The 24,349-nt window shown below is 59.5% G+C and carries 21 protein-coding genes; 12 read left to right on the forward strand and 9 right to left on the reverse strand.

Going from position 1 to position 24,349, the window contains the following annotated elements; translation table 11 throughout:
- Window positions 1-48 precede the first annotated feature (48 nt).
- Window positions 49-930 (forward strand): DMT family transporter, encoded by an 882-nt coding sequence (locus VE934_RS10680; protein ID WP_324887232.1) that lies wholly within the window; start codon window positions 49-51, stop codon window positions 928-930.
- Window positions 931-989: 59 nt separating this feature from the next.
- Here VE934_RS10680 and VE934_RS10685 read toward each other — a convergent pair whose 3' ends face one another.
- From VE934_RS10685 to VE934_RS10695, 3 genes are all read right to left on the reverse strand, one after another.
- Window positions 990-2,210, reverse strand: a complete 1,221-nt coding sequence (locus tag VE934_RS10685) for an MFS transporter (protein ID WP_324887234.1) — start codon at window positions 2,208-2,210, stop codon at window positions 990-992.
- A gap of 3 nt (window positions 2,211-2,213) precedes the next feature.
- Window positions 2,214-3,308 carry a chorismate synthase gene (aroC, locus tag VE934_RS10690; RefSeq protein WP_324887236.1) on the reverse strand — a complete coding sequence of 365 codons (1,095 nt, stop codon included), beginning with the start codon at window positions 3,306-3,308 and terminating at the stop codon, window positions 2,214-2,216.
- Between the two features lie 546 nt (window positions 3,309-3,854).
- A complete protein-coding gene (locus VE934_RS10695) occupies window positions 3,855-4,319 on the reverse strand; it encodes a CBS domain-containing protein (RefSeq protein WP_324887238.1) in 465 nt (154 codons plus the stop codon).
- A 160-nt stretch (window positions 4,320-4,479) separates the two neighbouring features.
- On the opposite strand from VE934_RS10695, the gene VE934_RS10700 reads away from it, so the two are divergent.
- The 4 genes from VE934_RS10700 to VE934_RS10715 all read left to right on the forward strand — a co-directional run bounded on the left by VE934_RS10700 (window position 4,480) and on the right by VE934_RS10715 (window position 8,314).
- Window positions 4,480-5,781: an O-acetylhomoserine aminocarboxypropyltransferase gene (locus VE934_RS10700; RefSeq protein ID WP_324887240.1), complete on the forward strand. Its 1,302-nt coding sequence runs from the start codon at window positions 4,480-4,482 to the stop codon at window positions 5,779-5,781.
- A 1-nt stretch (window position 5,782) separates the two neighbouring features.
- On the forward strand, window positions 5,783-6,601 hold the full coding sequence (locus VE934_RS10705; protein ID WP_324887242.1) for an alpha/beta hydrolase: 819 nt from the start codon (window positions 5,783-5,785) through the stop codon (window positions 6,599-6,601).
- Complete coding sequence (locus tag VE934_RS10710) at window positions 6,598-7,905, forward strand: cytochrome P450 (protein ID WP_324887243.1); 1,308 nt, start codon at window positions 6,598-6,600, stop codon at window positions 7,903-7,905. The genes VE934_RS10705 and VE934_RS10710 overlap by 4 nt, the downstream gene beginning before the upstream one ends.
- A gap of 70 nt (window positions 7,906-7,975) precedes the next feature.
- Complete coding sequence (locus VE934_RS10715; RefSeq protein WP_324887245.1) at window positions 7,976-8,314, forward strand: DUF962 domain-containing protein; 339 nt, start codon at window positions 7,976-7,978, stop codon at window positions 8,312-8,314.
- A 29-nt stretch (window positions 8,315-8,343) separates the two neighbouring features.
- Here VE934_RS10715 and VE934_RS10720 read toward each other — a convergent pair whose 3' ends face one another.
- Window positions 8,344-9,555, reverse strand: coding sequence for a YihY family inner membrane protein (locus VE934_RS10720; protein WP_324887247.1), 1,212 nt, complete (start codon window positions 9,553-9,555; stop codon window positions 8,344-8,346).
- Window positions 9,556-9,576: 21 nt separating this feature from the next.
- Here VE934_RS10720 and VE934_RS10725 point away from each other — a divergent pair, with 21 nt between their 5' ends.
- The 5 genes from VE934_RS10725 (at window position 9,577) to xth (ending at window position 13,637) form a co-directional block, all read left to right on the forward strand.
- Window positions 9,577-9,942, forward strand: a complete 366-nt coding sequence (locus VE934_RS10725; protein ID WP_324887249.1) for a DUF2069 domain-containing protein — start codon at window positions 9,577-9,579, stop codon at window positions 9,940-9,942.
- Window positions 9,943-9,947: 5 nt separating this feature from the next.
- Complete coding sequence (locus tag VE934_RS10730) at window positions 9,948-11,360, forward strand: FAD-binding oxidoreductase (RefSeq protein ID WP_324887251.1); 1,413 nt, start codon at window positions 9,948-9,950, stop codon at window positions 11,358-11,360.
- A gap of 63 nt (window positions 11,361-11,423) precedes the next feature.
- Window positions 11,424-12,254 carry a thymidylate synthase gene (locus tag VE934_RS10735; protein ID WP_324887253.1) on the forward strand — a complete coding sequence of 277 codons (831 nt, stop codon included), beginning with the start codon at window positions 11,424-11,426 and terminating at the stop codon, window positions 12,252-12,254.
- Window positions 12,255-12,360: 106 nt separating this feature from the next.
- Entirely contained in the window at window positions 12,361-12,858 is a 498-nt protein-coding gene (locus VE934_RS10740; RefSeq protein ID WP_324887255.1) for a dihydrofolate reductase, read from the forward strand.
- Complete coding sequence (gene xth / locus VE934_RS10745) at window positions 12,855-13,637, forward strand: exodeoxyribonuclease III (RefSeq protein ID WP_324887257.1); 783 nt, start codon at window positions 12,855-12,857, stop codon at window positions 13,635-13,637. The genes VE934_RS10740 and xth overlap by 4 nt, the downstream gene beginning before the upstream one ends.
- 25 nt (window positions 13,638-13,662) lie before the next feature.
- Here xth and VE934_RS10750 read toward each other — a convergent pair whose 3' ends face one another.
- On the reverse strand, window positions 13,663-13,914 hold the full coding sequence (locus VE934_RS10750; protein ID WP_324887259.1) for an HNH endonuclease signature motif containing protein: 252 nt from the start codon (window positions 13,912-13,914) through the stop codon (window positions 13,663-13,665).
- A gap of 378 nt (window positions 13,915-14,292) precedes the next feature.
- Here VE934_RS10750 and VE934_RS10755 point away from each other — a divergent pair, with 378 nt between their 5' ends.
- Both VE934_RS10755 and VE934_RS10760 read left to right on the forward strand, forming a co-directional pair.
- On the forward strand, window positions 14,293-15,975 hold the full coding sequence (locus VE934_RS10755) for a response regulator (RefSeq protein ID WP_324887261.1): 1,683 nt from the start codon (window positions 14,293-14,295) through the stop codon (window positions 15,973-15,975).
- A 362-nt stretch (window positions 15,976-16,337) separates the two neighbouring features.
- Window positions 16,338-19,313, forward strand: coding sequence for an ATP-binding protein (locus VE934_RS10760; protein ID WP_324887263.1), 2,976 nt, complete (start codon window positions 16,338-16,340; stop codon window positions 19,311-19,313).
- Window positions 19,314-19,339: 26 nt separating this feature from the next.
- Here the strand turns inward: VE934_RS10760 and ntrC are convergent, their stop codons facing one another.
- The 4 genes from ntrC to glnA form a co-directional block, all read right to left on the reverse strand.
- Complete coding sequence (ntrC, locus tag VE934_RS10765; RefSeq protein WP_324887265.1) at window positions 19,340-20,887, reverse strand: nitrogen regulation protein NR(I); 1,548 nt, start codon at window positions 20,885-20,887, stop codon at window positions 19,340-19,342.
- 52 nt (window positions 20,888-20,939) lie between these two features.
- On the reverse strand, window positions 20,940-22,031 hold the full coding sequence (gene glnL, locus VE934_RS10770; RefSeq protein ID WP_414693836.1) for a nitrogen regulation protein NR(II): 1,092 nt from the start codon (window positions 22,029-22,031) through the stop codon (window positions 20,940-20,942).
- A gap of 35 nt (window positions 22,032-22,066) precedes the next feature.
- The gene (locus VE934_RS10775) at window positions 22,067-22,600 is read right to left on the reverse strand and encodes a hypothetical protein (protein ID WP_324887267.1); all 534 of its coding nucleotides are present in this window, start codon (window positions 22,598-22,600) and stop codon (window positions 22,067-22,069) included.
- Between the two features lie 148 nt (window positions 22,601-22,748).
- Entirely contained in the window at window positions 22,749-24,164 is a 1,416-nt protein-coding gene (gene glnA, locus VE934_RS10780) for a type I glutamate--ammonia ligase (RefSeq protein WP_324887269.1), read from the reverse strand.
- Between the last annotated feature and the right edge of the window lie 185 nt (window positions 24,165-24,349).

Raw genomic sequence — 24,349 nt, forward strand, 5'->3', positions numbered from 1 at the left:
CGAGAATATCAACAATGAGCAGCCAATGGCTGATTCTGGCCGATCCATATGCAAACTCGCCACTTTTTACAGCTGATTTTCCTTTCCGCCCTCTGGGGTGGCTCTTTCCCGCTGTTGCGTATTGCCAGCCCAGCCTTTGGTCCGTGGCTGCTGGCTGGTGTGCGCTGCGTGCTTGCTGCGGTGGTGTTGACTCTGCTGATGCGTTTGCTACGCGAGCATTGGCCTCCCGCAAAGGCCTGGCGGGCTCTTGGCCTGCTCAGTCTGCTGACGGTGGTGGCACCATTTGTCTTGTTTAACTGGGCGGCACTGGTGATCCCGGCTGGCTATTCGGCCGTGCTGAATGCAACCGCACCGCTTTTTGGCGTGTTGGGCGCTGCCGCTGCGGGGGAAGAGCGACTCACGTCCCGTCGGTTGCTGGGCTGCGCGGTGGGCTTCGCCGGCGTGGCGCTGCTGGTGCAGTTGGGTCCGGTGGCGGTGACGCCCCAGGTGGTGCTGGCGGCGCTGGCTTGCACGGCAGCCGCGGCGTCTTACGGGTTCGGCGCCATCCTGATGAAGCGCGCAACGCTGGCGTACGGCCCGCTGCCTTCTTCAGCTGCGGTGCATGTTGCCGCTGCACTCATTCTTCTGCTGCCCTCCGGCGCGACGCTGCCAGCGGCCACGTTCACAATGGCCGCATGGATTGCGGTGGCAGTGCTGGGCGTGCTCACCTCCGGCCTGATGTACTGGGTCAGCATGCGGCTGATGCGGGAAATTCCGGCCAGTGCAGCCACTTCTGCCGCCTTCATGATTCCGCTGTTTGGTGTCAGTTGGGGAGGACTGTTTCTGGGGGAGCCTGTCACCTGGGGCATGGTCCCGGGCTGCATGCTGATTCTGGCTGCGACTGCGATGATTACCGGATTTAATCCTTTCAGGAACCGCGAAAACTCCTGACCGAATGCTATCCAATTAGTATCAGCTTGCGCCCATGAATAAAGGGCAAACAGCCCAAACTATCTCAAATTTCCCTGGGCAGCGTCAAGGCTGCGCTGGAGCCGCCAGGCCCGCCACGCGCAAAACACAGCCATCAGGCTGATGACAGCGCAAGCCCAGTACACACTGACCAGACCAAAAGTCGAGCTGAGCAAACCGCCCGCCAGCCCGCCCAGCACACCAGGCAGGCCATACGCCACCACCACATACAGCGCCTGACCGCGCCCGCGCAGCCTGCCGGGGAAATGGTGGGACAGCAGCGCAATGCACACCGTGTGGTGCGTAGCAAAAGTCAACGCGTGCAGCACCTGGGCAAACAGCAAGACCAGCAACACGCTGGCGAAAGAAGCGGTCAACCCCATGCGCAAAACCATGGCAACAGAGCACGCAATGAGCCAGGCGGTCAGGCTTAACTTGGGCAACCAGCGGCCCTGGGTGTAAAACCAGCCGATTTCAACGATCACAGACACGGCCCACAACACACCGATCATGGTTTTGCTGTAGCCAATCGAATCAAGGTACAGCGAGAAGAAGATGTAGATGCCGATGTGCGCCATCACATGAAAGAACGCTGCCGCCAGAAACCACTGCACCGTGCGTTGCCGAAGAATGGGCAACACCGAAATTTTTTTGTCATCAGCGTGCACGGCTTCCTTCAGGTCCGGCAACAGCCAGACGCTCACCGTCACCGCGAGCAACGAGAGAAATGTCCAAGCGGGAAAGCCCTTCATGCCGAAATGTTCAAACCACGCACCCGCAGCAAACACCGTCACCAGAAATCCCAGCGAGCCCCACAAGCGCACACGCCCGTAACGCCGCGCGTCAAAAGCGCCGCCCTGGCTGATCAGGTGCGCCATGGCGGCCTCGCTCATGGGCATCATTGAGCTGGTGTGGGTAAACATGACCAGCAACACGGCGGTTAACCACCAGATGCCGAAGCGCGACTCAAAGTCCAGCCACAACCCAAGGGACGCAATCAGCGCGACCGTGGCGCCATAGCGCAGCAGCTTGACGCGTTCACCGGTGCGGTCGCTCAGCGCGCCCCAGCCGTAGGGCGCAAAAAGGCGCGTTGCCGCCTGCACAGAGGTCAGCAAACTAATGGCCAGAATGCTGAATCCCAGCTCCTGGAGCCATAGCGGCAGGTAGGGATTAAAAAACCCGATGTGAGCAAAGTAACTGGCAGACAGCGCCGCAAATGGCACCAGCTGGCGACGCGAGGCCGCCTGAGCACCATGGGCCATGGGTCAGGCAGAAGCCTTGATTGCCTGCATGGGAGAAACCACATCGCCGCACTGCGCGCGATGGCGGAGCGCGTGCTCCATCACCACCAGCGCCAGCATGGCCTCGGCAATCGGCGTGGCGCGGATGCCGACGCACGGGTCGTGCCGGCCTTTGGTCACCACCGATGTCGGCTGGCCCGCCATGTCGATGGACTCACGCGGCGTGACGATAGAGCTGGTCGGTTTGATCGCAATCGACACTTCCAGGTCTTGCCCCGTGCTGATGCCGCCCAGCACGCCGCCGCTGTTGTTGGACTTGAAGCCTTGGGGCGAGAGCGAGTCGCCATGTGTGGTGCCTCGCTGGGTCACACTGGCAAAACCCGCGCCGATTTCCACGCCCTTGACGGCGTTGATACCCATCATGGCGAAGGCGATGTCTGCGTCCAGCTTGTCAAACAACGGCTCGCCCAGGCCCACCGGCACGCCGCTGGCCGTCACGCGGATGCGCGCGCCGCAGGAGTCGCCAGCCTTGCGCAGTTCGTCCATATACGTCTCAAGCTTGGAGACGTCAGCCACTGGCGCAAAAAACGGGTTGTGGGGCACATGCTCCCAGGACTCAAAGGCGATAGGCATGTCGCCAATCTGCGTCATGCAGCCGCGAAATGTCGTGCCATATTTTTCAAGCAGCCATTTTTTGGCCACCGCACCCGCAGCCACCATAGGTGCCGTCAAGCGTGCCGAAGCCCTGCCGCCACCGCGCGGGTCACGAATGCCGTACTTCTGCAAATAGGTGTAATCGGCATGACCGGGACGGAAGGTGTTAAGAATGTCGCCGTAGTCCTTGCTGCGCTGGTCGGTGTTTTTAATCAGCAAACAAATCGGTGTGCCAGTGGTTTTGCCCTCGTACACGCCGGACAGAATTTCAACCGCGTCAGGTTCATTGCGCTGCGTCACATGGCGGCTCGTACCCGGGCGGCGGCGGTCCAGGTCACCCTGAATGTCCGCTTCACTCAATGCCATGCCAGGTGGGCAACCATCAATCACACAGCCAATGGCCGGGCCGTGGGATTCACCAAAGTTGGTGACTGCGAATAATGTTCCGAAGGTGTTGCCGCTCATGCGGGGATTATCCCCGATGGTCACGCATTTACTGAGGGCACCAAAACTAAGCCGAAACGCGGAACACTTTTTGCTGCTCCAGTGCGCCGAATACCCAAATGAAAGAACTGCCGCGGTTTTCCCGACGTCCGCATCGATTGCGATGTTAGACCTTACTCTTCTCATTGGGTGTCGGCCTTGTCTTCAGAGTTTGCCTTTGGACGTAACTCACGAAAAGTACGAAGGCAATGCTCCAGTAGACAAAGAACGACAACCCCAATGCCCACCCTCGCCCAAACCCCATATTCACCGCCGCAATCATGGGCAAAACAAGCGCGATATCCAGCCAGTGAACTCGGCTTGGTGTCCACGATCCCGACGTCATCCACATGAGCACGATCAGCGGGAGTAGTGCCACGAATGCAGCTACCCCCAAGGCCACCAATAATTGCGTCCGACTCACTTGGTGTCTCTCACTGACGGCATGATGACAGCGCGCATTTAACCGCCCTGCGAGGTAACAACTTTAGGGGGCATGCAAGGCTAGCGCTGGCGCTGCGCCGCCAATCAGAGCTTGGTCTCCGGCTCGTCCACCACCTCAGACGGCCAGTCGCGAATGTAGGCCTTGAGCATTTTGTTTTCGAAGTTCTGGCCATCCACCACGGCCTTGGCCACGTCGTAGAAGGAAATGACGCCTTCGAGCACTTTCTTGTTGAGCACTGGCATGTAGCGTGCATGCCGGCCCAGCATCATGCGGCGGACTTCGTCAATTTCGGTGTCGGGCGTACAAGTCAGGGGCGCGTCGTCCATGGCCGTGCGGACCAGCGTGTTGCCGATTTCGCCACCGTTTTTCACGATGCACACAATGACCTCGCGAAAGGTCAGCATGCCCACCAGATCACCATGCTCCATGACCACCAGCGAGCCAATGTCTTTTTCCGCCATGATCTGCGCCGCTTTGGCCAGCGGTTCGCCGGGCTGGACGGTGTAAAGCGTATTGCCTTTGACACGCAGGATGTCGAGTACTTTCATGGGGTGCTCCTCTTTATTTGGCTGGGCGGCTGGCGGGGCTTTCCCGGTGCTGTCCCGGACGGAATTCAGTTCAAATATAGCCCACAATCCCTTCACAGGCCATCGCGATTTGTTTCAAGACGCATGAGCCTCTTTACCCCTGCCATCTTCTGGAGACACCATGTCTGGCTACTCTGACCCGGGCTTTGACACGCTGGCCCTGCATGCGGGCGCAGCGCCCGACCCGACAACCGGCGCGCGTGCCGTGCCCATCCATCTCACCACTTCCTTTGTTTTCGAGTCCAGCGACCACGCCGCCAGCCTGTTCAATCTGGAGCGCGCCGGCCATGTCTACTCGCGCATCAGCAACCCCACCAACGCGGTGCTGGAGCAGCGCGTGGCGGCGCTGGAAGGCGGCATAGGTGCGATCGCGACCGCCAGCGGACAGGCTGCGCTGCACCTGAGCATTGCAACGCTGATGGGTGCGGGCTCACACATTGTTGCGTCAACCGCGCTGTATGGCGGCAGCCAGAACCTGCTGCACTACACCATGCGGCGGTTTGGCATTGAGACAACTTTTGTCAAACCGGGCGACATCGATGGCTGGCGCTCTGCCCTACGGCCCAACACCAAGCTCTTTTTTGGCGAAACCGTGGGTAACCCGGGCCTGGATGTGCTGGACATGCCCACCGTATCCGCCGTCGCGCATGAGGCCGGTGTGCCGCTTCTCGTCGACTCCACCCTCACCTCCCCATGGCTCATCAAACCGTTTGATCACGGCGCTGACCTGGTCTACCACTCGGCCACCAAGTTCTTGAGCGGGCACGGCACGGTGATAGGCGGCATCGTCGTAGACGGCGGGAGTTTCGATTGGGACAAATCCGGCAAGTTTGCAGAGCTGAGTCAGGCCTATGACGGCTTTCACAACATGGTCTTCAGCGAGGAAAGCACGGTAGGCGCGTTTTTGCTGCGCGCGCGCCGCGAAGGCCTGCGCGACTTTGGCGCCTGCATGAGCCCGCACACGGCTTGGCTGATTCTGCAGGGCCTTGAAACTTTGCCGCTGCGCATGGCGCGGCATATGTCCAACACCGAAAGCGTGGTTGCGTTTCTGGCCAGCCATCCGCTGGTCTCACGCGTGGGCCACCCGATGCTGGAGAGCCACCCCAGCCACGCGCTGGCGAAAAAACTCCTGCCGCGCGGCGCAGGCTCGGTTTTCAGTTTTGACATCAAGGGCAGCCGGGAGCAAGGCAAAGCCTTCGTTGAGGCGCTGAAGGTGTTCAGCCACCTGGCCAACGTGGGCGACTGCCGCAGTTTGGTGATTCACCCGGCCAGCACCACCCACTTCCGCATGACGGATGAAGCATTGGCGGGCGCGGGCATCAGCCAGGGGACGATACGCCTGAGCATTGGCCTGGAAGATCCCGACGATCTGATCGATGATTTGAAACGGGCATTGAAGGCTGCCGAGAAAGCCGGGGGCTGACATGTACCTCACTGTCAACAACAACAAGACCTACTGCTACACCGGCGGAAAACCCTTCGATGCGGCCAAGCCCACAGTGGTTTTCATTCACGGCGTTATCAACGACCACAGCGTATGGATACTGCAAAGCCGCTACCTGGCCCACCACGGCTGGAACGTGCTCGCCGTTGACTTGCCTGGCCATTGCCGTAGCGATGGCGAAGCGCCTGCGTCAGTGGAGGAAGGAGCCGACTTCGTAGCGGCCTTGATAGCTGCTGCGGGCGTTGAGCGCGCGGCGCTGATTGGCCACAGCTGGGGATCACTGATTGCCCTGGAAGCGGCTGCCCGCCTCAAAGACCGCATCAGCCACCTCGTGTTGGTCGGCACCGCCTGGCCAATGAAAGTCTCGGCAGCGCTGCTCGACTCAGCGCTGAACGAACCTATGAAGGCGCTGAAGATGGTCAATGTGTTCTCGCGCAGCACACTTGCCGCACCGCCCTCAGCCCTTGGGCCGGGCACCTGGGTGTACGGCGCCAGCATGGCGCTGGGCCGGCGGGTCATCGCCAGCAACACAAAAGTCAATGTGTTCCATCGCGGCTTCAAGGCCTGCGACAGCTACGCCAACGGCGAGCAGGCCATCACACAGATCACCTGTCCGGTCCTGTTTCTGCTGGGCGCGCAGGATCAAATGACCATGCCTAAATCGGCCAAACTCCTGATCGACAAGGCAAAAACCAGTGGCAAGACCGTGCAGGTCGCCAAGCTGCCCGTAGGTCACCACCAGATGACCGAGACGCCCGAAGAGACCTTGTTTGCCATGCGCGACTTTCTGAAGATATGAGCGAGGGCTCGGCCACAGCAGCGATGACAGCAGCACGGGCAAATGAGATCGCTGCCAGTTTTGACCTGCGCGCGTTGCCCCCAGACTTCTACTTCAACCCCTACCCGGTTTACGCGTGGCTGCGGGAGCATGAACCCGTGCGGCGCATGCCCGATGGTTCGTACTTTCTTACCCGTTACGCGGACATCGTGGCGGTGTATCGCGACGCTCATACCTTCAGCTCTGACAAGAAGGTGGAGTTCACGCCCAAATTCGGAGGCCCCTTTGGTAGCGACGGCGCCGTCCCGCCACTGCTTGAGCACCACACCACGAGTTTGGTCTTCAACGATCCGCCCCTGCATACCCGGGTGCGCAAGCTGATCATGGGCGCGTTGAGCCGGCGCGCGATTGCCGAGCTGGAGCCGGGCCTTGTTTCGCTGGTGGACAGCTTGCTTGATGCCATCGAAGCCAAAGGCGGCGGCGATTTGATTGAAGACTTTGCCTCGGCGATTCCGGTTGAGATCATTGGCAACTTGCTGGGGGTCCCGCACGCTGACCGGGGTCCGCTGCGCGGCTGGTCGCTGGCCATCCTCGGCGCGCTTGAACCCAGGCTAACGGCAGAGCAGGAGGCGCTGGGCAATCAGAGTGTGAGGGAATTCACGGCCTACCTGAAAACGCTGGTGGCAGAGCGACGCCGGAACCCCGGGGACCCCGAGCACGACGTGCTGACGCGCCTGATAACGAGGGAAGAGACTGGCGAACAATTGAGCGAAACAGAGCTGCTGCAAAACTGCGTCTTTATCCTGAACGCGGGCCACGAAACCACCACCAACCTGATTGGCAACGCACTGGTCACTTTGCAGGAATGGCCCGAAGCCAAAGCGAATTTGCTATCAAAAGTGAAGCTGCTTGCGCAGGCGGGGAAAGGGCCGGAGGCCGATTTGAGCACTGAAGTCAACGAATTTCTTCGCTTCGAGTCGTCCAACCAGCTGAGCAACCGCCGCGCGCTGAAAGCCTGCCACGTTGGCGGCGTGGACCTGCCGGAAGGCGCGTTGCTGACGCTATGCATAGGCGCTGCCAACCGCGACCCGGCCCAGTTTGCCGAGCCCGAGCAGCTGGACCTCACAAGGGCCGAAAACCGCCACCTCGCCTTCGGATTTGGCATTCACCAGTGCGCCGGGCTAAGCCTGGCGCGGCTCGAGGGCCGCATTGCCATCGGCCGCTTTTTGCAACGTTTTCCCGACTACCGCCTTACTGCCGCGCCAACGCGTGGCGGGCGGGCCCGCTTCAGGGGGTTTTTGAAAGCACCTTTTGCTGTGTGTTGACGCGGAAGTGATTGATACGCCCAACGAGCGTGGATATCATGGCTGGACAACACACGACAGGAGACAAACGATGGAAACAAGCGCCTTGCCGACGCCGGTGGATGCCAGAGCCTTCCAGAGCTTTGCAGAGTTCTATCCGTTTTACCTGACCGAACACAGCAACCTCACCTGCCGTCGTCTGCACTTTGCGGGCTCAACCCTGTCACTTCTCTGCGTACTGGCGATGGTGGTCACAGGCAATCCGTGGTGGTTGCTGGCCGGCCTGCTGTGCGGCTACGGTTTTGCCTGGGTTGGCCATTTCGGGTTTGAGAAGAACAAGCCCGCGTCTTTCAAACGACCTCTTTACAGCTTTATGGGTGACTGGGCCATGTACAAGGATATCTGGCTTGGCAAGGTGGCCATCCTCTGACAGGCTCCGAGTAACAGCCCCACGTAGCCCTAAAGAACGTCGCGCAGTCGAATCGCCGAAAAGCGGCCGTTGTCCCAGAAGTTCTTCATGGTGCCCTCGTTACTCAGCAGCAACTGCTGCATCAGCGGCGCCATTGCTGTGTTTGCGGGGTCGGCCAGCAGCAGGTACCGCGCTTCATGGGCACCCTCAGGGTCCGCCAGCTGCCCGATCCAGTCCAGCGCAAGCAGGGTTTCCAGAACCGGCTCCAGTTGCAGCACATCCAGCTCCAACGTTTGCGCCAGTTGGGAGGCGCCCAAGCCCATGCGCGGCGTGGCACGTGCCTGGTGCAATTGCTGCAGCAGCTCCACCGCGATCTGGAACTGCCACCCATGGCCGCTGCCGCGCCGCTTCACGCCAGCCATCAGGCTGGGCAGATAGGCCGCGATCACTGCGCCCAGCAACACAATCACCCACGCCACATAAATCCACACCAGCAAAATCGGCAAGGTTGCAAAGGCGCCATACACCAGTGAATAACTCGGCACACTGGCCAGATAAAGCGTCAGCGCTTTTTTGGCCAGCTCGATACCGGCGGCCACAAAAAGCCCACCCACCCAGGCGTGCGACCAGCGCACAAAGGTGTTGGGCACATAGCGGTACAAGGCGGCCACGCCGCCAGCGAGCAAAAAGAACTGAAGCAGATCAAGCAACACGCGCAACGCGCCTGGCATAGTCACCGTGCCGCGGGACCCCGAAAAAACATAAGACGTCACGGCCAAGCTGGCGCCCAAGACCAAAGGCCCCAGAGTGATCGCGCCCCAGTAAATCAGCACGCGCTGCGCCAGCGGCCTCGCCTTTTTCACACGCCAGATGCCATTGAGCGTGCGGTCAATTGTCAGGATCAGCGCGATGGCCGTACCCAGCAATACGGCCAACCCGACCACACCCAGCTTGTTGGCCTGCTTGGCAAACTGCGTGAGGTAGCCCAACACCTGGCGCGAAATATTGTCCGGAATCAGGCTGTTGACCAGCCACACCTGCAGCGCACCCTGCAGTTTGGAAAACATCGGGAAAGCCGTGAAGATGGCCAGCGCCACGGTAAAAAACGGCACCAGGGCGATGGTGGTGGTAAAGGTCAGGCTGCTGGCCGTCAGGCCCATGTGGTCCTCGCGAAAACGCTGGCGCAAGGTGATCGCGGTATCGCGCCAGGGAAAATGCGATAGATCTTGCAATAACTGCTGCAGGGACTGCTGGAATTTCATCCCCGGTATCATGCCATCGACATGAATAAAACAATGCAGATCGACGCCACACGCTGGCTCGCCGTGGGCAGCCTTGGCGCCTTGATCGTCCTCGGGCTGGCCTGGGAAATGTGGTTGGCGCCGGTGCGGCCGGGTGGCTCGCTATTGGCGCTGAAGGTGCTCCCCCTGTGTATTCCGCTGGCCGGTTTGCTCAAAAATCGGATGTACACCTACCGCTGGCTCAGCCTGATGATCTGGCTGTACTTCACCGAGGGTGCAGTACGCGCCTACAGCGACAAGCCGCCCGGCAACTATCTGGCCATGATTGAAGTCGCACTGTGCTTGCTGATTTTTACTGCCTGCGCCATGCATGTGCGCGTGAGGCTGAAGAAAGCGCCAGTCGCCTGACAATTATGAAAAAATTGCTCGACGCCCTGCGCCAGATTGTCGGCGCTACTCACGTGTTGAGCGAAGGCGACCTTTCGGCATGGGAGCTGGACTGGCGCAAACGCTCACGTGGCAAGGCGCTCGCTGTCGTTCGGCCGCGCACCACGGCCGAAGTCGCAGCGGTGGTCAAAATCTGCGTGGAGGCAGGCATCAGCCTGGTGCCGCAGGGCGGAAACACGGGATTGGTGGGGGGCTCCACGCCTGACGAATCGGGTCGGCAGATTGTGTTGAGCCTGCAGCGCATGAATGCGGTCCGGGCCATTGACGCGGCCAACCTGACTATGACAGTCGAAGCCGGTTGTATTTTGCAAACACTACAGGAGAGCGCCGAAAAAGCCGGCTTCCTCTTCCCGCTAAGCCTTGCCGCAGAAGGCAGCTGCACGATAGGCGGCAACCTGGGCAGCAACGCGGGCGGCACGCAGGTTGTGCGCTACGGGAATGCCCGTGATTTGTGTTTGGGCCTGGAAGTGGTCACCGCGCAAGGCGAGGTCTGGGAAGGCCTGTCGGGCCTGCGCAAGGACAACACCGGCTACGACCTGCGCGACCTCTTCATCGGCAGCGAAGGGACGCTGGGCATCATCACCGCAGCAACCATGAAGCTTTATCCGATGCCTGCGGCACAGCTGACCGCGTGGGCTGCAGTGCCGTCCATAGACGAGGCCGTCACCCTGCTCGGCCTGGCGCACCGGCACCTGGGCGCCGGGCTCACCGGCTTTGAAGTGATGGGGCAATTTGCGCTAAGCCTGGTGGCCCAACACTTTCCGCAGCAACGGGTGCCGCTGTATCTGGACACCCCTTACTGTGTGTTGCTTGAGAACTCTGACCACGAATCGGAAAGTCACGCCCGCGAACAGTTCGAGCGTCTGCTTGAAATCGCCATGGAAGAAGGCTGTGTGACCGACGCCGTGGTGGCCGAAAACCTGCAACAGGCCCACCAGCTCTGGCATGTGCGCGAAAGCATTCCGCTGGCGCAGGCCGAGGAAGGCCTGAATATCAAACACGATATCTCGGTGCCCGTGTCATTGATTCCCGAGTTTGTGCGAGTTACCGACCAACTGCTTGCCAACAACATCCCCGGTGTGCGCCTGGTGAATTTCGGTCATCTGGGCGACGGCAACCTGCATTACAACGTGCAGGCGCCAGCGGGTGGCGATGCGGCGACTTTTCTGCGCGAGCAGGAAGAAAACGTCAACGCGATCGTTTATGACTCGGTGCAGAAATTTGGTGGCTCCATTTCCGCCGAACACGGCGTGGGCAGCCTCAAGGTTGGCAAACTAGAGAAGCACAAATCGCCCGTGGCTTTGGGCATGATGCGCGCCATCAAGCAGGCGCTGGACCCGCAGAACCTGATGAACCCCGGGCGGGTGCTGCGGGCATAATTAAAGTCATCCCGGCGGCATGCCGCATCTGTGTCTCCCGACTTTCAAGCCAACTGGTTTCCAATGACCCGCCCCACCCGCTCCCAATACGAAGACTTCATGCGCCACGTGGAAACCCACGGCGTCTTCAAAGCCGACCGAACCGGTACCGGCACCAAAAGCGTGTTCGGCTACCAGATGCGCTTTGACCTCAACGAAGGCTTTCCGCTGGTGACCACCAAGAAGGTTCACCTCAAGTCAATCGTCCATGAGCTGCTGTGGTTTTTGCACGGCTCCAGCGACAACAACTGGCTCAAGGAGCGCGGCGTCACCATCTGGGACGAGTGGGCACGCGAAGACGGCGACCTTGGACCGGTGTACGGTGTGCAGTGGCGCAGTTGGCCCACACCCGAGGGTGGCCATATCGATCAGATTGCCGATGTCATCAAAACGCTCAAGACCAATCCCGATTCCCGCCGCATCATCGTGAGCGCCTGGAACGTGGCCGACTTGTCCAAGATGGCGCTGATGCCTTGTCACGCGTTTTTCCAGTTTTACGTGGCGCCTCCCGCAACGTCGGAAGGCAAAGGCAAGCTCAGCTGCCAGCTCTACCAGCGCAGCGCAGACATATTTTTGGGCGTGCCCTTCAACATCGCCAGTTACGCCTTGCTCACCCACATGGTCGCGCAGCAGTGCGATCTGGACGTCGGCGACTTCATCTGGACCGGTGGCGACTGCCACATCTACAGCAACCACGCGGAGCAGGTAGCGCTGCAGCTCAGCCGTGCGCCCTTCCCCTACCCCACGCTGAACATCAAGCGCAAACCCGCTTCGATCTTCGACTACGAATTCGAAGACTTCGAGTTTATGGACTACCAGCACCACGCGGCGATTAAAGCGCCTGTAGCGGTATGAGCGCACTGGCGAGGGGCCCCGCGCAGCGGGGATCGACACCGCGCGAAGGCCGCTGGGAGCCGACCCCTGGGTCTTTTGCAGGTTACCTGGTTAGGGAGGCGACGGTATGAGCATTCCTCCCCGCATTAACCTCATCTACGCTCGCGCCGCCAACGGCGTGATTGGCAGAGACGGCACCATGCCCTGGCATTTGCCGGAAGATCTGACGCACTTCAAACAGCTCACCCATGGATGCCCTGTGGTCATGGGCCGCAAAACCTGGGATTCGCTGCCGCCGAAATTTCGGCCACTGCCGGGTCGCACTAACATCGTGATCACCCGGCAAAACGACTGGCAGTCAGAAGGTGCGCAACGCGCCGCCAGCCTGCAAGAAGCTTTGCAATTGGCCGGGGCTGTGCCTGAGGTATGGGTCATAGGCGGCGCGCAAGTTTATGCACAGGCAGAGCCGCTTGCCAGTCGCATTGAAGTCACGGAAATCGCGCAGGACTTTGAAGGCGACGCCCATGCACCGGTACTGGGCAATGCCTGGTGTGAAACAGCGCGCAGCAGCCACACCGCCAAAAGCGGCCTGCCCTACAGTTTTGTCACGCTGGAGCGGCCATGAAAATCGCGACCTGGAACGTTAATTCGCTGGCCGTGCGGCTGCCGCAGGTGCTGGACTGGCTGGCCGCCAACCCGGTAGATGCGCTGTGCCTGCAAGAGCTCAAGCTCAGCGATGACAAGTTTCCGCTCGAGGCCCTGGCCGCAGCCGGCTACCAGAGCGCGGTTTTCGGGCAAAAAACCTACAACGGCGTTGCGATCCTGAGCCGTGCGCCCGCACGCAACATCGTAAAAAACATCGTCGGGTTTACCGATGAGCAATCACGCGTGATTGCCGCCACGCTGGACACGCCGCAGGGCGAGCTTCGGCTGGTCAACGGCTACTTCGTCAACGGTCAGGCGCCTGGTACCGACAAGTTTGCCTACAAGATGCGATGGCTGGAAGGCCTGCGAAACTGGCTGCGCGACGAACTGTTGTTGAATCCCAGACTTGTGCTCGTGGGCGACTTCAACATCACATTTGACGATCGCGACACCTACGACGCCGACGGTCTGCGGGAAACCATTCACCACACGACCGAGGAGCGCGACCACCTGAAAGCCCTGCTCGCACTAGGCATGCACGATGCGTTCCGGTTGTTCGACCAGCCAGAGAAAAGTTACTCCTGGTGGGACTACCGTGAGTTCGCCTTCCGGCGCAACCGCGGCCTGCGCATTGACTACATTCTGGTCAGCGAGGCGCTCAAGTCTGCTGTGAGCAGCTGTGTGATCGACAAATCGACTCGCAAGAACGAGCGCCCCAGCGACCACGTGCCGGTCGTCGCAGACCTCAACTTGCTATAAAGAACATAGCTAAGTTTGCCCGCCATCAAAGGGCAGGCTCGTCTTTTTCCCCTGAAGCCTCGCGCACCTTGGCGTGGCGCCGGTTGTTACACACCGCATGACTGATGGCCAGATTCTCAGCGTGGCTGTTTCCCCCCTCTGACAGAGGCTGAATATGCTCCAGCGTTGCTGCGTCACGCGGCACATGCTCACCACAAACCCAGCAAGGCACCTGCCCGTGCAGCTGTCGGGAAACAGTTTTGTAGATTTTGTCGCGTGTGTGGGAAAGTTTGCTCATTTCTGTTTTGCTTTATCCAGGTACGGCGCACCATTGTTGTGCAGCTCTCAGGCGCGAGGCAGCACGGCTGAATTTGACTTACCCACCTAAATCTTGGTGACTTTTTAGCCGAAATTGCAGCCTGGTTGACTTGTCCAGGACATCAATACTACCTAGACTTACATATCGACATCAGAGTAGGAACTTGTTGCAAACCGGCAAGTCACATACTTTTAGTTGGGAGCAAGCGGCATGAATTCATTCATCTACCGAAGTGTGTCAGGCCAGAACTGCACTACCGTGCACGTTCCGGAATGGGCGAGCCACGGAAACCCAGCTGCGGAAGATACGCACTTTGGCACGAGCTTGAGTCGCTGAGGCTCCGCAAGGGTTGGCCGCATGAACTCCCCTGCCCCGATTCAGACAACCGCGCACATCCTGATTGCCGAAGACAGCGGCGTACAGGCCTTCATGCTCCGGCGGATCCTTGAAGAACAGGGATACAAGGTCAGTCGCACCGACAACGGGCGCAGCGCCCTGCAATTGGCTGGCGAGTTGCAGCCCGATCTGATTGTCAGCGACGTCAACATGCCCGAAATGAGCGGGTACGAGCTGTGTAAACACATCAAGGCGAATCCCGCCCTGCGCGACTGCCCGGTCATTCTGGTGACCACTCTTTCGGATCCCCAGGATGTGTTGCTGGGCCTTCAGTGCGGCGCCGACAGCTTCGTGATCAAACCCTATAACAAGGACCACATGCTGGCCCGCGTCGCCCTCGCGCTGAGCAATCGCCTTGCGGGTCCTCAGCCGCAGGAAGCCGGCGGCGTGGATATTGTTTTTCATGGGGAAAAACACCACGTGACGGCCAGCCGCGCGCAAATCCTGAACCTGCTCATCTCAACCTACGACGCCTCCGCGCAGCGCAACAAGGAGTTGCATGACAGTCGCGAACTCCTGGCAACCCGCACCGCTGAGGCAGTGGCGGCCAACGGGTTTCTTGACTCGGTCATCGAGAACATTCCCCACACGATCTTCGTGAAGGATGCTGTCAACCTGCATTACGTCAGATTGAACCGTGCCGGAGAGGAACTGGTCGGCTATTCACGCCACGAAATGCTCGGCAAATCGGACTATGACTTCTTCCCCAAAGAAGAGAGTGACTCCTTCGTTGCCAACGACCGGGAAGTGCTGGCAACCGGCGGACAGCTGGAAATCACGGAAGAGGAGATCCAGACAGCCGACAAGGGAATTCGCCTGCTTCGAACCAAAAAAGTGGCTGTACTTAACGACCAGGCCGTGCCAACTCACCTTCTTGGAATTTCTGAAGATGTCACGCTGCAGAAACAGATGGAGCGCGAAATCCTCCAGCTGAACGATGCGTTGATGGCACGCGCCTCTGACCTGGAGGCAAGCAACAAAAGCCTGGACAGCTTCACGGCGGCAGCCACACACGATTTGCGCTCGCCCCTGGCGCTCATTGGAGGTTTCGCAGGCCTTCTGGAAAAACACTATGGGAACCAGCTGGACGACAAGGGCCGTCGCTACCTGTCTGTCATTACGGCGACGACGCGAAACATGTCCAAACTGATCGACGACCTGCTGGCTTTTTCAAAGCTGGGGCAAGGGCAGCTTAGCAAGACCACGGTAGACGTACAGCAACTTGTTCCGCAGATTGTCAAAGACCTGCAACTTGATGCTGCGGGAGCACAGACGCTCATTGAGCTGGGGCATTTGCCGGCGGTACCGGCCGATGCAGCGCTACTGCGCCAGGTGTGGGTGAACCTGTTGTCGAATGCTGTGAAGTACAGCAGCCGTGCGGCAAGCCCCCGTGTGGATGTATCTGGCCGCGTCGTCGGCACAGAGGCGATTTATTCGGTCCGCGACAACGGCGCTGGGTTCGACATGGAGCAATACGACAAGCTTTTCGAGATGTTTCAGCGGCTGCACACGCCTGAAGAATTCGAAGGAACCGGGGTGGGTTTGCCCATCGTGCACCGTATCGTGACCAGGCACGGGGGCCGGATATGGGCTGAAGGCAAGGTGGGCCACGGCGCAGTGTTTCATTTTTCTTTGCCGGTCTAGGGCCTGCTCACACTATTTATGCCAGATGCGTTGCGAGTCAAAAAGGTCATGCGTGAGGCGCAAAATGCAGCCGGGCGGCGCTGCGAAGCGTCCGTGCGCGAAGCTGTACAGCGCAGCAGCGCCAATGCTGCCCTTCGCCGGGTCACTTCGCGGCCCGGACGGCTACGGGCAGCGCCCGGCAAGGCTTTGCAACGCTGCGCATGGCCTTTTTGGCCGCAACCCGGAGGGAAGGTGGTGAAAACAACGCCACTCGTTGTTGCACTCCTGGCCCAGCCCGCCAGGCTGAGCGTCGTCGTGCGCCTGGATTGGCGCTGTTTTCATCACCTTCGCACTTGCATAAATAGTGCGAACAGGCCCTAGCCATGCCAACCTCCACCGGGCACACGCAGACGCTTTTGCATCTCACAGCCTTGGTGATTCGCGCCGCGGCAGCGCTTGCCGGATTTGTCGGGTTGGTGGCCATGATCGGTTGGCTCGGCGACTGGCCCTCACTTAAAAGCGTACTGCCTGGCGCAGTTGAGATGAAAGCCAACACAGCACTCGGCTTGATGGCGGCAGCCAGCGGCCTCTGGCTTCTGGATATTCAACGATCCCCGGCTTGTGAGCAAGCGGGGCAGGCCATGTCAGTGGTTGTCGCCGCGCTGGGGCTGGCCACTCTAAGTCAATACATGTTTGGCTGGGAAATGGGCATTGACGAGCTTTTGTTTGAGGACACCGGGGGGGCCTTCAACGCCATTCCCGGTCGCATGTCCCCCTATACGGCGGGTTCTTTCGCCGCCTTGGGGCTGGCCTTGCTGATGCTGCCGTCGCCACGGATGAGAACCTTGGCCTCTATCGCCGCGTCTGTCCCCATGCTCGTCGGCGTTATCTCGGTGGTCGGGTATGCCTGGAATGCGACAGAACTGACCACGGATGTCCTGCTTCCACCAGTCGCCATCAACACCGCCGTCGCCCTTGTTCTTTTGAGCGCCGGCACGATGCTGGCCATCAGGCGGCGCACGGCGCTGTCGACAGCGGCCTTCGTCATGACATCGATAGAAGGTAAGGTCCTCACCGGTTTTTCCATTTCCTTCCTGCTGTTGGCTATTGGCTTCGGAATTTCATACAAAGCAACTGTCGTATTTGCCAGCTCCGCCAAAGCTGTTGCCCATACCCAGGAAGTACGTGCGGTACTGGGCCATCTTCACGGCGACATGTCAGAAGCAGGACTGACCCAAAGGAACTACCTGATTTCGGGACAACCCGAGCAGCTTGACCGCTATCGCAATTTGATATCGAAGGTGGCCGATCAGGTGAAGGAAGTTCGTTCGCTGGTAAGTGACAACGCACCCCAACTCGAAGCCGTCACCAACTTGCAGACCCTGATGGAACGTGCGGCGGCCCTGCTGGACAGAGGTGTCAGCCTGTACCAGACGACCGGCTTTGTTGAAGCAAAAAAACTGGTTGATTCCGGCCAGGGCCTGAACGCGGTCCGCGCCGTTCTGGTGCAGATTGAGAACATCGAAATTGCCGAGGGAAAGTTGTTGCTTGAGCGTCAGGCGGCGTCTGACCGGTTCGCAAGTTTCACAGCCGTCTCGATGCTGCTGACCATGATTGCAGCTGCCTGCATCTTTGCAGCCTTGTACCGTCAGATTCGCCTGGAGATCCGGGCCCGGCACCTGGCTGACCAGGCGCTTGTTGCAGCCCGGGATGCTGCCGAACTTTCACGCCGGGAGGCCGATGCTGCCAATCACGCCAAGAGCACCTTTTTGGCGACCATGAGCCATGAAATACGCACGCCGATGAATGGCGTGCTGGGCATGCTTGAACTGCTGAGCCTCACCGCACTGGACAAGTCACAACATGCCACCCTCAAAATCATTCGCGACTCCGGGAAGTCGCTCGTGCGGATCATCGACGACATTCTCGATTTTTCCAAAATGGAGGCTGACAAGCTGTCTGTCCATGCAGAGGTTGTCTCCCTCCAGGAGTTGATGAAGGATTTTCACGATATCTATGCGGTCGCCGCCAGCAGCAAAGGCGTTTTGATCACCTCTCACTTTGATCCTGCGATCAGCCCGGCCGTGCAGGTCGATCCCCTGCGTCTGCGCCAGATCCTCAGCAATCTGGTCAGCAACGCCATTAAATTTACCCCCCGCGGCGAGGTGCGCATCAGCGCGGACATCGTTGACCGGAAAAACGGCGAAGAGCGAATCCGCTTCAGCGTGAAGGACACCGGCATTGGCATTTCCGAGGAACATCAGCAGTTGCTGTTTCAACCCTTTGCGCAGGCCGACTTGAGCATTACGCGGCGTTACGGCGGTACAGGTTTGGGGCTTGCCATTTGCCAGCGCCTCGCGTCTCTCATGGGCGGATCCATTCAAATGTTCAGCCAGCCTGGTGTTGGAACCACCATGGTCCTTGAGCTGTCGCTGCCCATAGCCGATCCTGCAAGCCTTGTGCCCGCAGAGTCGGGCGCCAATCAGCGCAACACCTTCACAGATGCAGCCACGCGCAGGAAAGCGCCCGAAACAAGCGTGGCAGAAGCGGAGGGAACGCTGGTCCTGCTGGTTGACGACCACCCCACCAACCGCTCGCTGTTGACTCGCCAATTGAACCTTCTTGGTTACGCATCGGAAAGCGCCAACAATGGTGTGGAGGCATTGGGTTTATGGAATTCGGGAAGGTTCTCCCTCATCCTGACCGACTGCAACATGCCCGAAATGGACGGGTACGAACTGGCGCGGACTGTCCGGCGGCTGGAGGCTGTTCGCGGCTCGACACGTTGTCCGATCGTGGCCTGTACGGCCAACGCACTGGGCGGTGAGGCTGAGGTTTGCCAGGAAGCGGGGATGGACGATTACCTGGTCAAGCCGGTAGAGTTAAAGCAACTGCAAGGAAAACTCGATCGGTGGTTGCCGCTCCCGCTGCCCACCATCGCAGCGATCGCGGGCGGTGTTGATGCCACCGCCGTCACGGCAGGCAGTTTCCTGTCAGCCTCGCCAACGCCTCTTCCCATTGACCATGCAGCGCTGGCCAGAATGTCTGAAGGCGACGCGAAGCTCGAGCGCGAGATCTTTTTAGAATTTCAGCGTGCCAACCAGGAGGACACCCGCCTTCTGCGCCAGGCTGTTACCGCCGGTTGCTACGAGGAAGTTGCGCGTGTGGCGCACCTCATCAAAGGTGCAGCTGCCATGGTGGGCGCCGTGCGGCTGGCCAACCTGTGCGAAAACATTGAACGCGCGGCCCAAGCCAAAAACGCCGAAGCGGTCGCCCGGGATACCAAAGAGCTTGAGCAGGAAGTCAAAGTGCTGGACAACTACTTTGCCGGGTTCATTGGCCAGGTAGTGACTCCCTGATCTGAAAAACGGGCCGAGAGCAGCCCCTATTCGAGATGCAGTTCCTGAATCTTGCGGGTGATGGTGTTGCGGCCGATGCCCAGCTTCTGGGCTGCTTCTATGCGCCGCCCACGGGTATTGAGCAGCGCGGTCTGGATCAGCCTGGACTCAAACCGCCGGGTCAGAACGTCCCACACGTCGCTGCGGCCGGTCACAAGCAGGGCCATGGCCTCAGCCTCAAGCCCCGCCTCCCATGAAGCTTCGCTGCCTGGCGGCTGGGCGTCGGCATTGGCTGGCATCACCGCCTTGTCTACGGGCACATACGCCTCAATAGAAGCAGACGGCGAGTCGGACGTTGCACGGGTCGGAGCTACGCTGCCACCTTCCACCAAAGCAGGCAGCTTGCCCGGCGCTGGAGCGGCGCCCAGCACCTCGGGCGGCAAGTCCTTGGCCTCGATCACCTGGGCTGGCGCCATCACGGTCAACCAGTGGCAAATGTTCTCAAGCTGGCGCACGTTTCCCGGAAAACTGAACGTGCTGAGTTGCTGCAGCGCTGCATCAGAAATGCGTTTGGGCTCCACGCCCAACTGTTTGGCGCTTTGCTGCAGGAAATGACGCGTCAGCATGAAGACGTCCTCGCGCCGCTCGCGCAGGGCGGGCAGCCGCAGGCGGATGACGTTGAGTCGGTGGAAGAGGTCTTCGCGGAAGCTGCCTTCCTTGACCCGTTGCTCCAGGTCCTGATGTGTGGCCGCAATGACCCGCACATTGGTTTTGACCGCGTTATGCCCGCCCACCCGATAAAAATGCCCGTCACTCAGCACACGCAGCAGACGCGTTTGCAAGTCAAACGGCATGTCGCCAATTTCGTCGAGGAAAAGCGTACCGCCATCGGCCTGCTCAAACCGCCCCCGGCGCATGGTTTGTGCGCCGGTGAAAGCGCCACGCTCATGACCGAACAGCTCGGACTCCAGCAGGTCCTTGGGAATGGCTGCGGTGTTGATGGCAATGAACGGCCCGTTGTTTCCAGCATCACCGCGCGGAGAATGTTTGTGCAGCGCTCGGGCGACCAGTTCTTTTCCCGAGCCCGACTCGCCAGTGATCATGACCGTCACATTGCTCTGGCTCAGCCGCCCTATGGCACGGAACACGTCCTGCATGGCGGGGGCCTGGCCCAGCATCTCCGGTGTGGCGGCCATGCGTTCTTCGGCCACTTCCTCACGCTGGCTTTCCTCGACTGCGCGGCGTATCAGTTCGACGGCTTTGGTCAGATCAAACGGTTTGGGCAAATACTCAAACGCGCCGCCCTGAAAAGCCGACACAGCGCTGTCCAGGTCAGAGAACGCGGTCATGATGATGACCGGTAGCCCGGGGTGCTTCTCCTTGACCTTGGCAAGCAGATCCAGGCCCGACCCGCCAGGCATACGGATGTCGCTCACCAGCACTTGCGGCCCTTCGTCGTCGGAAGCGGAGTCCAGCGCCGTCAGCACCTCACGCGGGTTGGTGAAACTGCGGGTTGGCAAGCCCTCGCGCAGCAAGGCTTTTTCCAGCACAAACCGGATGGACTGGTCATCATCAACAATCCAGATCGGTTTCATTTTTTTGTCCCTTTGGTTCTACCAGTTTCCCGCCACTAAAAGGCCACAGACATCAAGGCAGAGGTATCAGCAGCTTGAAATCCGTGCGGCCGGGGACGCTATCGCACTCGATCAAGCCGTGGTGTTGCTGAACAAAGGTTTGCGCCAATGTCAGCCCCAACCCCGAGCCACCTTCACGCCCTGAGATCAGGGGATAAAAGATGCGGTCCTTGATGGAGTCCGGTACGCCCGGTCCATTGTCAATGACATGCAATTCCAGTGCCAAGCGATAACGCTGCTTGCCAAAAGTCACTTGCCGCGCCACTCGGGTGCGAAAACTGATCTGCGCATCACCCGCAGCTATCCGCTCGGCGAGGGCCTGAGCAGCATTGTGGGCAATGTTCAGTACCGCCTGAATCAGCTGCTCCCTATCGCCCCGGAAGTCGGGAATGGAGGTGTCATAGTCCCGGAGCACCCGCAGGCCCTTGGGAAACTCTGCAAGGATCAGCGAACGCACCCGTTCGCATACTTCGTGGATATTGACGTCGCCCACCAGATGGGGGCGCCGATGGGGGGCCAGCAGGCGATCAACCAGCGTCTGCAGGCGGTCAGCCTCATGAATGATGACCTGGGTGTACTCGGTCAGCTCTTTGGATTCAATCTCCATCTGCAAAAGCTGCGCTGCCCCGCGGATTCCACCCAACGGGTTTTTGATTTCATGCGCGAGGTTGCGGATCAGCTCCTTGTTGGCCTGAGCCTGGTCCATCAACCGTTCCTCGCGGTCCTGCCTGGCTTGCTGCTCAAGCGGGAGCAACTCAACAATGGCTTCACCCGGTGTGTCCGATTGCGCCACGACCACGTGCACCGGCAGGGGCTCGCGGTTCAAAGGCTTGATCCAGGCGTCATAACGCAGGGCGGCAAACTCATTGCTGCCGGCGCCTTCAAGCGCCGTCTGCAGGATCAGGGGTTCCGTGAAGCACTCCGGCAAGCGGGAGCCTTCAATGGTCCGGCGCGAAGTCCCGAGTGCGTCTTCCAGTGCGGCATTGGCAAAGACCACCACGCCATTGGTTTGAACCACGGCTACAAGCGTGGCCAGGAGGTCAAAAGACTGAAATCGGGAGGACGCCGCGAGGGCGCTGTCAGGAGGAGGATTGGACTTTTTCAAGCAATCTATTCTGACGCAGAAAGCTGCGCGGGGGCTTACTGCCTGGCAACGCTTCCGGGCAGTCGGGCAATCTCGCGCTTCAGGCCCGCGATGTCGCTCTCGTTCCGGGCAATGCTTTCCTTCATCTCGGCGACGCGATCAAGGTAACGCTGGTAGTTTCGCCCTTCGATGCCCTGCTTTTCAGGTTCGCCGTTGTTGTACTCTTTTTGCTGCTCGGCCAATTTGGCCTCGGCTTTTTTGAGTTCTGCTTCCAGAATGGCACGCGAGTCGCTGTCGCGGGCGCGTTGTTCACCATTGTCTGAAGCCGCACGGGGAGTTGCCGGGCTTGTGGTCGTTGCGGAGGCCACACGCACGACGTTGCGGCTGGGCTGAGTGCCCTGCACAACAGTGACGTTGCCACCTTCTATCTGTTTGCAACCGCGCAGTTGCGCCTCTTTGGCGTTGTTGATGTACTCAGGCACATTGCCAACTTTGGCACTGCAACGGTAAATACGCTCCTGCGCAAAAGCTGCGGAAGCGCCAACGGTCAGAAAAGTGGCTGTGATCGAAAGAAGTACTGTAGGTTTCATGCGTAACCCCTAGTGCCTGTTAGGGCAAGGACGGTCTGTCAGTATCTCGCAAAGGGTAGAAAAACGCAAAAATTGTGGTGATTAACCACGTTGCCCCATAAAAAAAGACGGCTTTCGCCGTCTTTTTGGACCCACAGACTGTAAAAAATTACAGTGAGTAGTACATGTCAAACTCGATCGGGTGAGTCGCCTGACGCAGGCGTGTGACCTCGCCCATTTTCAGTTCGATGTAGGCGTCGATCATGCTGTCGGTGAACACACCGCCTTTGGTCAGGAAGCTGCGGCCTACGTCGAGGCAGTCCAGCGCCTGGTCCAGGCTGTGGCAAACGGTTGGCACTTTTGCATCTTCCTCTGGCGGCAGATGGTACAGGTCCTTGGTGGCGGCCTCGCCAGGATGGATCTTGTTTTCCACGCCATCGAGACCGGCCATCATCAGGGCCGAGAAGCCGAGGTACGGGTTCATCAGTGGATCGGGGAAACGCGCTTCGATGCGGCGGCCTTTTGGATTGGCGACGTAAGGGATGCGAATCGATGCAGAGCGGTTTTTGGCAGAGTAAGCCAGCTTGACCGGGGCCTCATAACCAGGAACCAGGCGCTTGTAGCTGTTGGTGCCGGGGTTGGTGATGGCGTTCAGTGCGCGTGCGTGCTTGATGATGCCGCCGATGTAGTACAGGGCGAAATCAGACAGACCTGCATAACCGTCGCCGGCAAACAGGTTTTTGCCGTCTTTCCAGATGGACTGGTGCACGTGCATGCCGGAACCGTTGTCGCCAACGATGGGCTTGGGCATGAAGGTGGCGGTTTTGCCATAGGCATTGGCCACGTTTTGCACCACGTACTTGAGGATCTGCGTCCAGTCGGCGCGCTGAACCAGCGTGCTGAACTTGGTGCCGATTTCGTTCTGGCCAGCGCCAGCTACTTCGTGGTGGAACACTTCAACCGGAATGCCCAGGGATTCGAGGATCAGGGACATTTCGGCGCGCATGTCCTGCGTGCTGTCAACGGGAGGCACGGGGAAGTAGCCGCCCTTGACGGTCGGACGGTGACCGCGGTTGCCGCCTTCGAGCTTGGCGCCCGAATTCCATGGGGCTTCGTACTCTTCGATCTTGAAGAAAGTGCCCGACATGTCGGTGTTCCAGCGCACGTCGTCAAAAATGAAGAACTCTGGCTCAGGACCGAAATAAGCGGTATCACCCAGGCCGGAAGCCTTCAGGTAGGCCTCAGCGCGCTGCGCGATGGAGCGCGGGTCGCGGTCATAAGCCTTGCCGTCGCTAGGCTCGAGCACGTCGCAGCTCATGAACAGCGTCGTTTCTTCAAAGAAGGGGTCGATGTTGGCCGTCTTGGGGTCAGGCATCAGCTGCATGTCGGAAGCTTCAATGCCCTTCCAGCCTGCAACAGAGGAGCCGTCGAACGCGTGGCCCGAAGTGAATTTGTCTTCGTCAAAGTGGGACACGGGCACGGTGACGTGCTGCTCTTTGCCCCGGGTGTCGGTAAAACGGAAGTCAATAAACTTGACTTCGTTTTCCTTGACCATTTTCATGACGTCTGCGACGGTCTTTGCCATCAGAATCTCCTGTTGCTGGATGGTTGTTAAAAATACTTTCAGGTCCCATGAATGCACTTTTTGTGCCAAAACCTGATGGCGCTAATTTCACGCCAAGCCCTCGATTGTGCCGTCAACTCCCCGCTAATTCCTTACCGGCGGGTGTTGGGCAATGAAAAAGTGCCTTGTCAGCAATGCACCACTTC

This window comes from Polaromonas sp. (genome assembly GCF_035638815.1).
GTDB lineage: Bacteria > Pseudomonadota > Gammaproteobacteria > Burkholderiales > Burkholderiaceae_C > Polaromonas.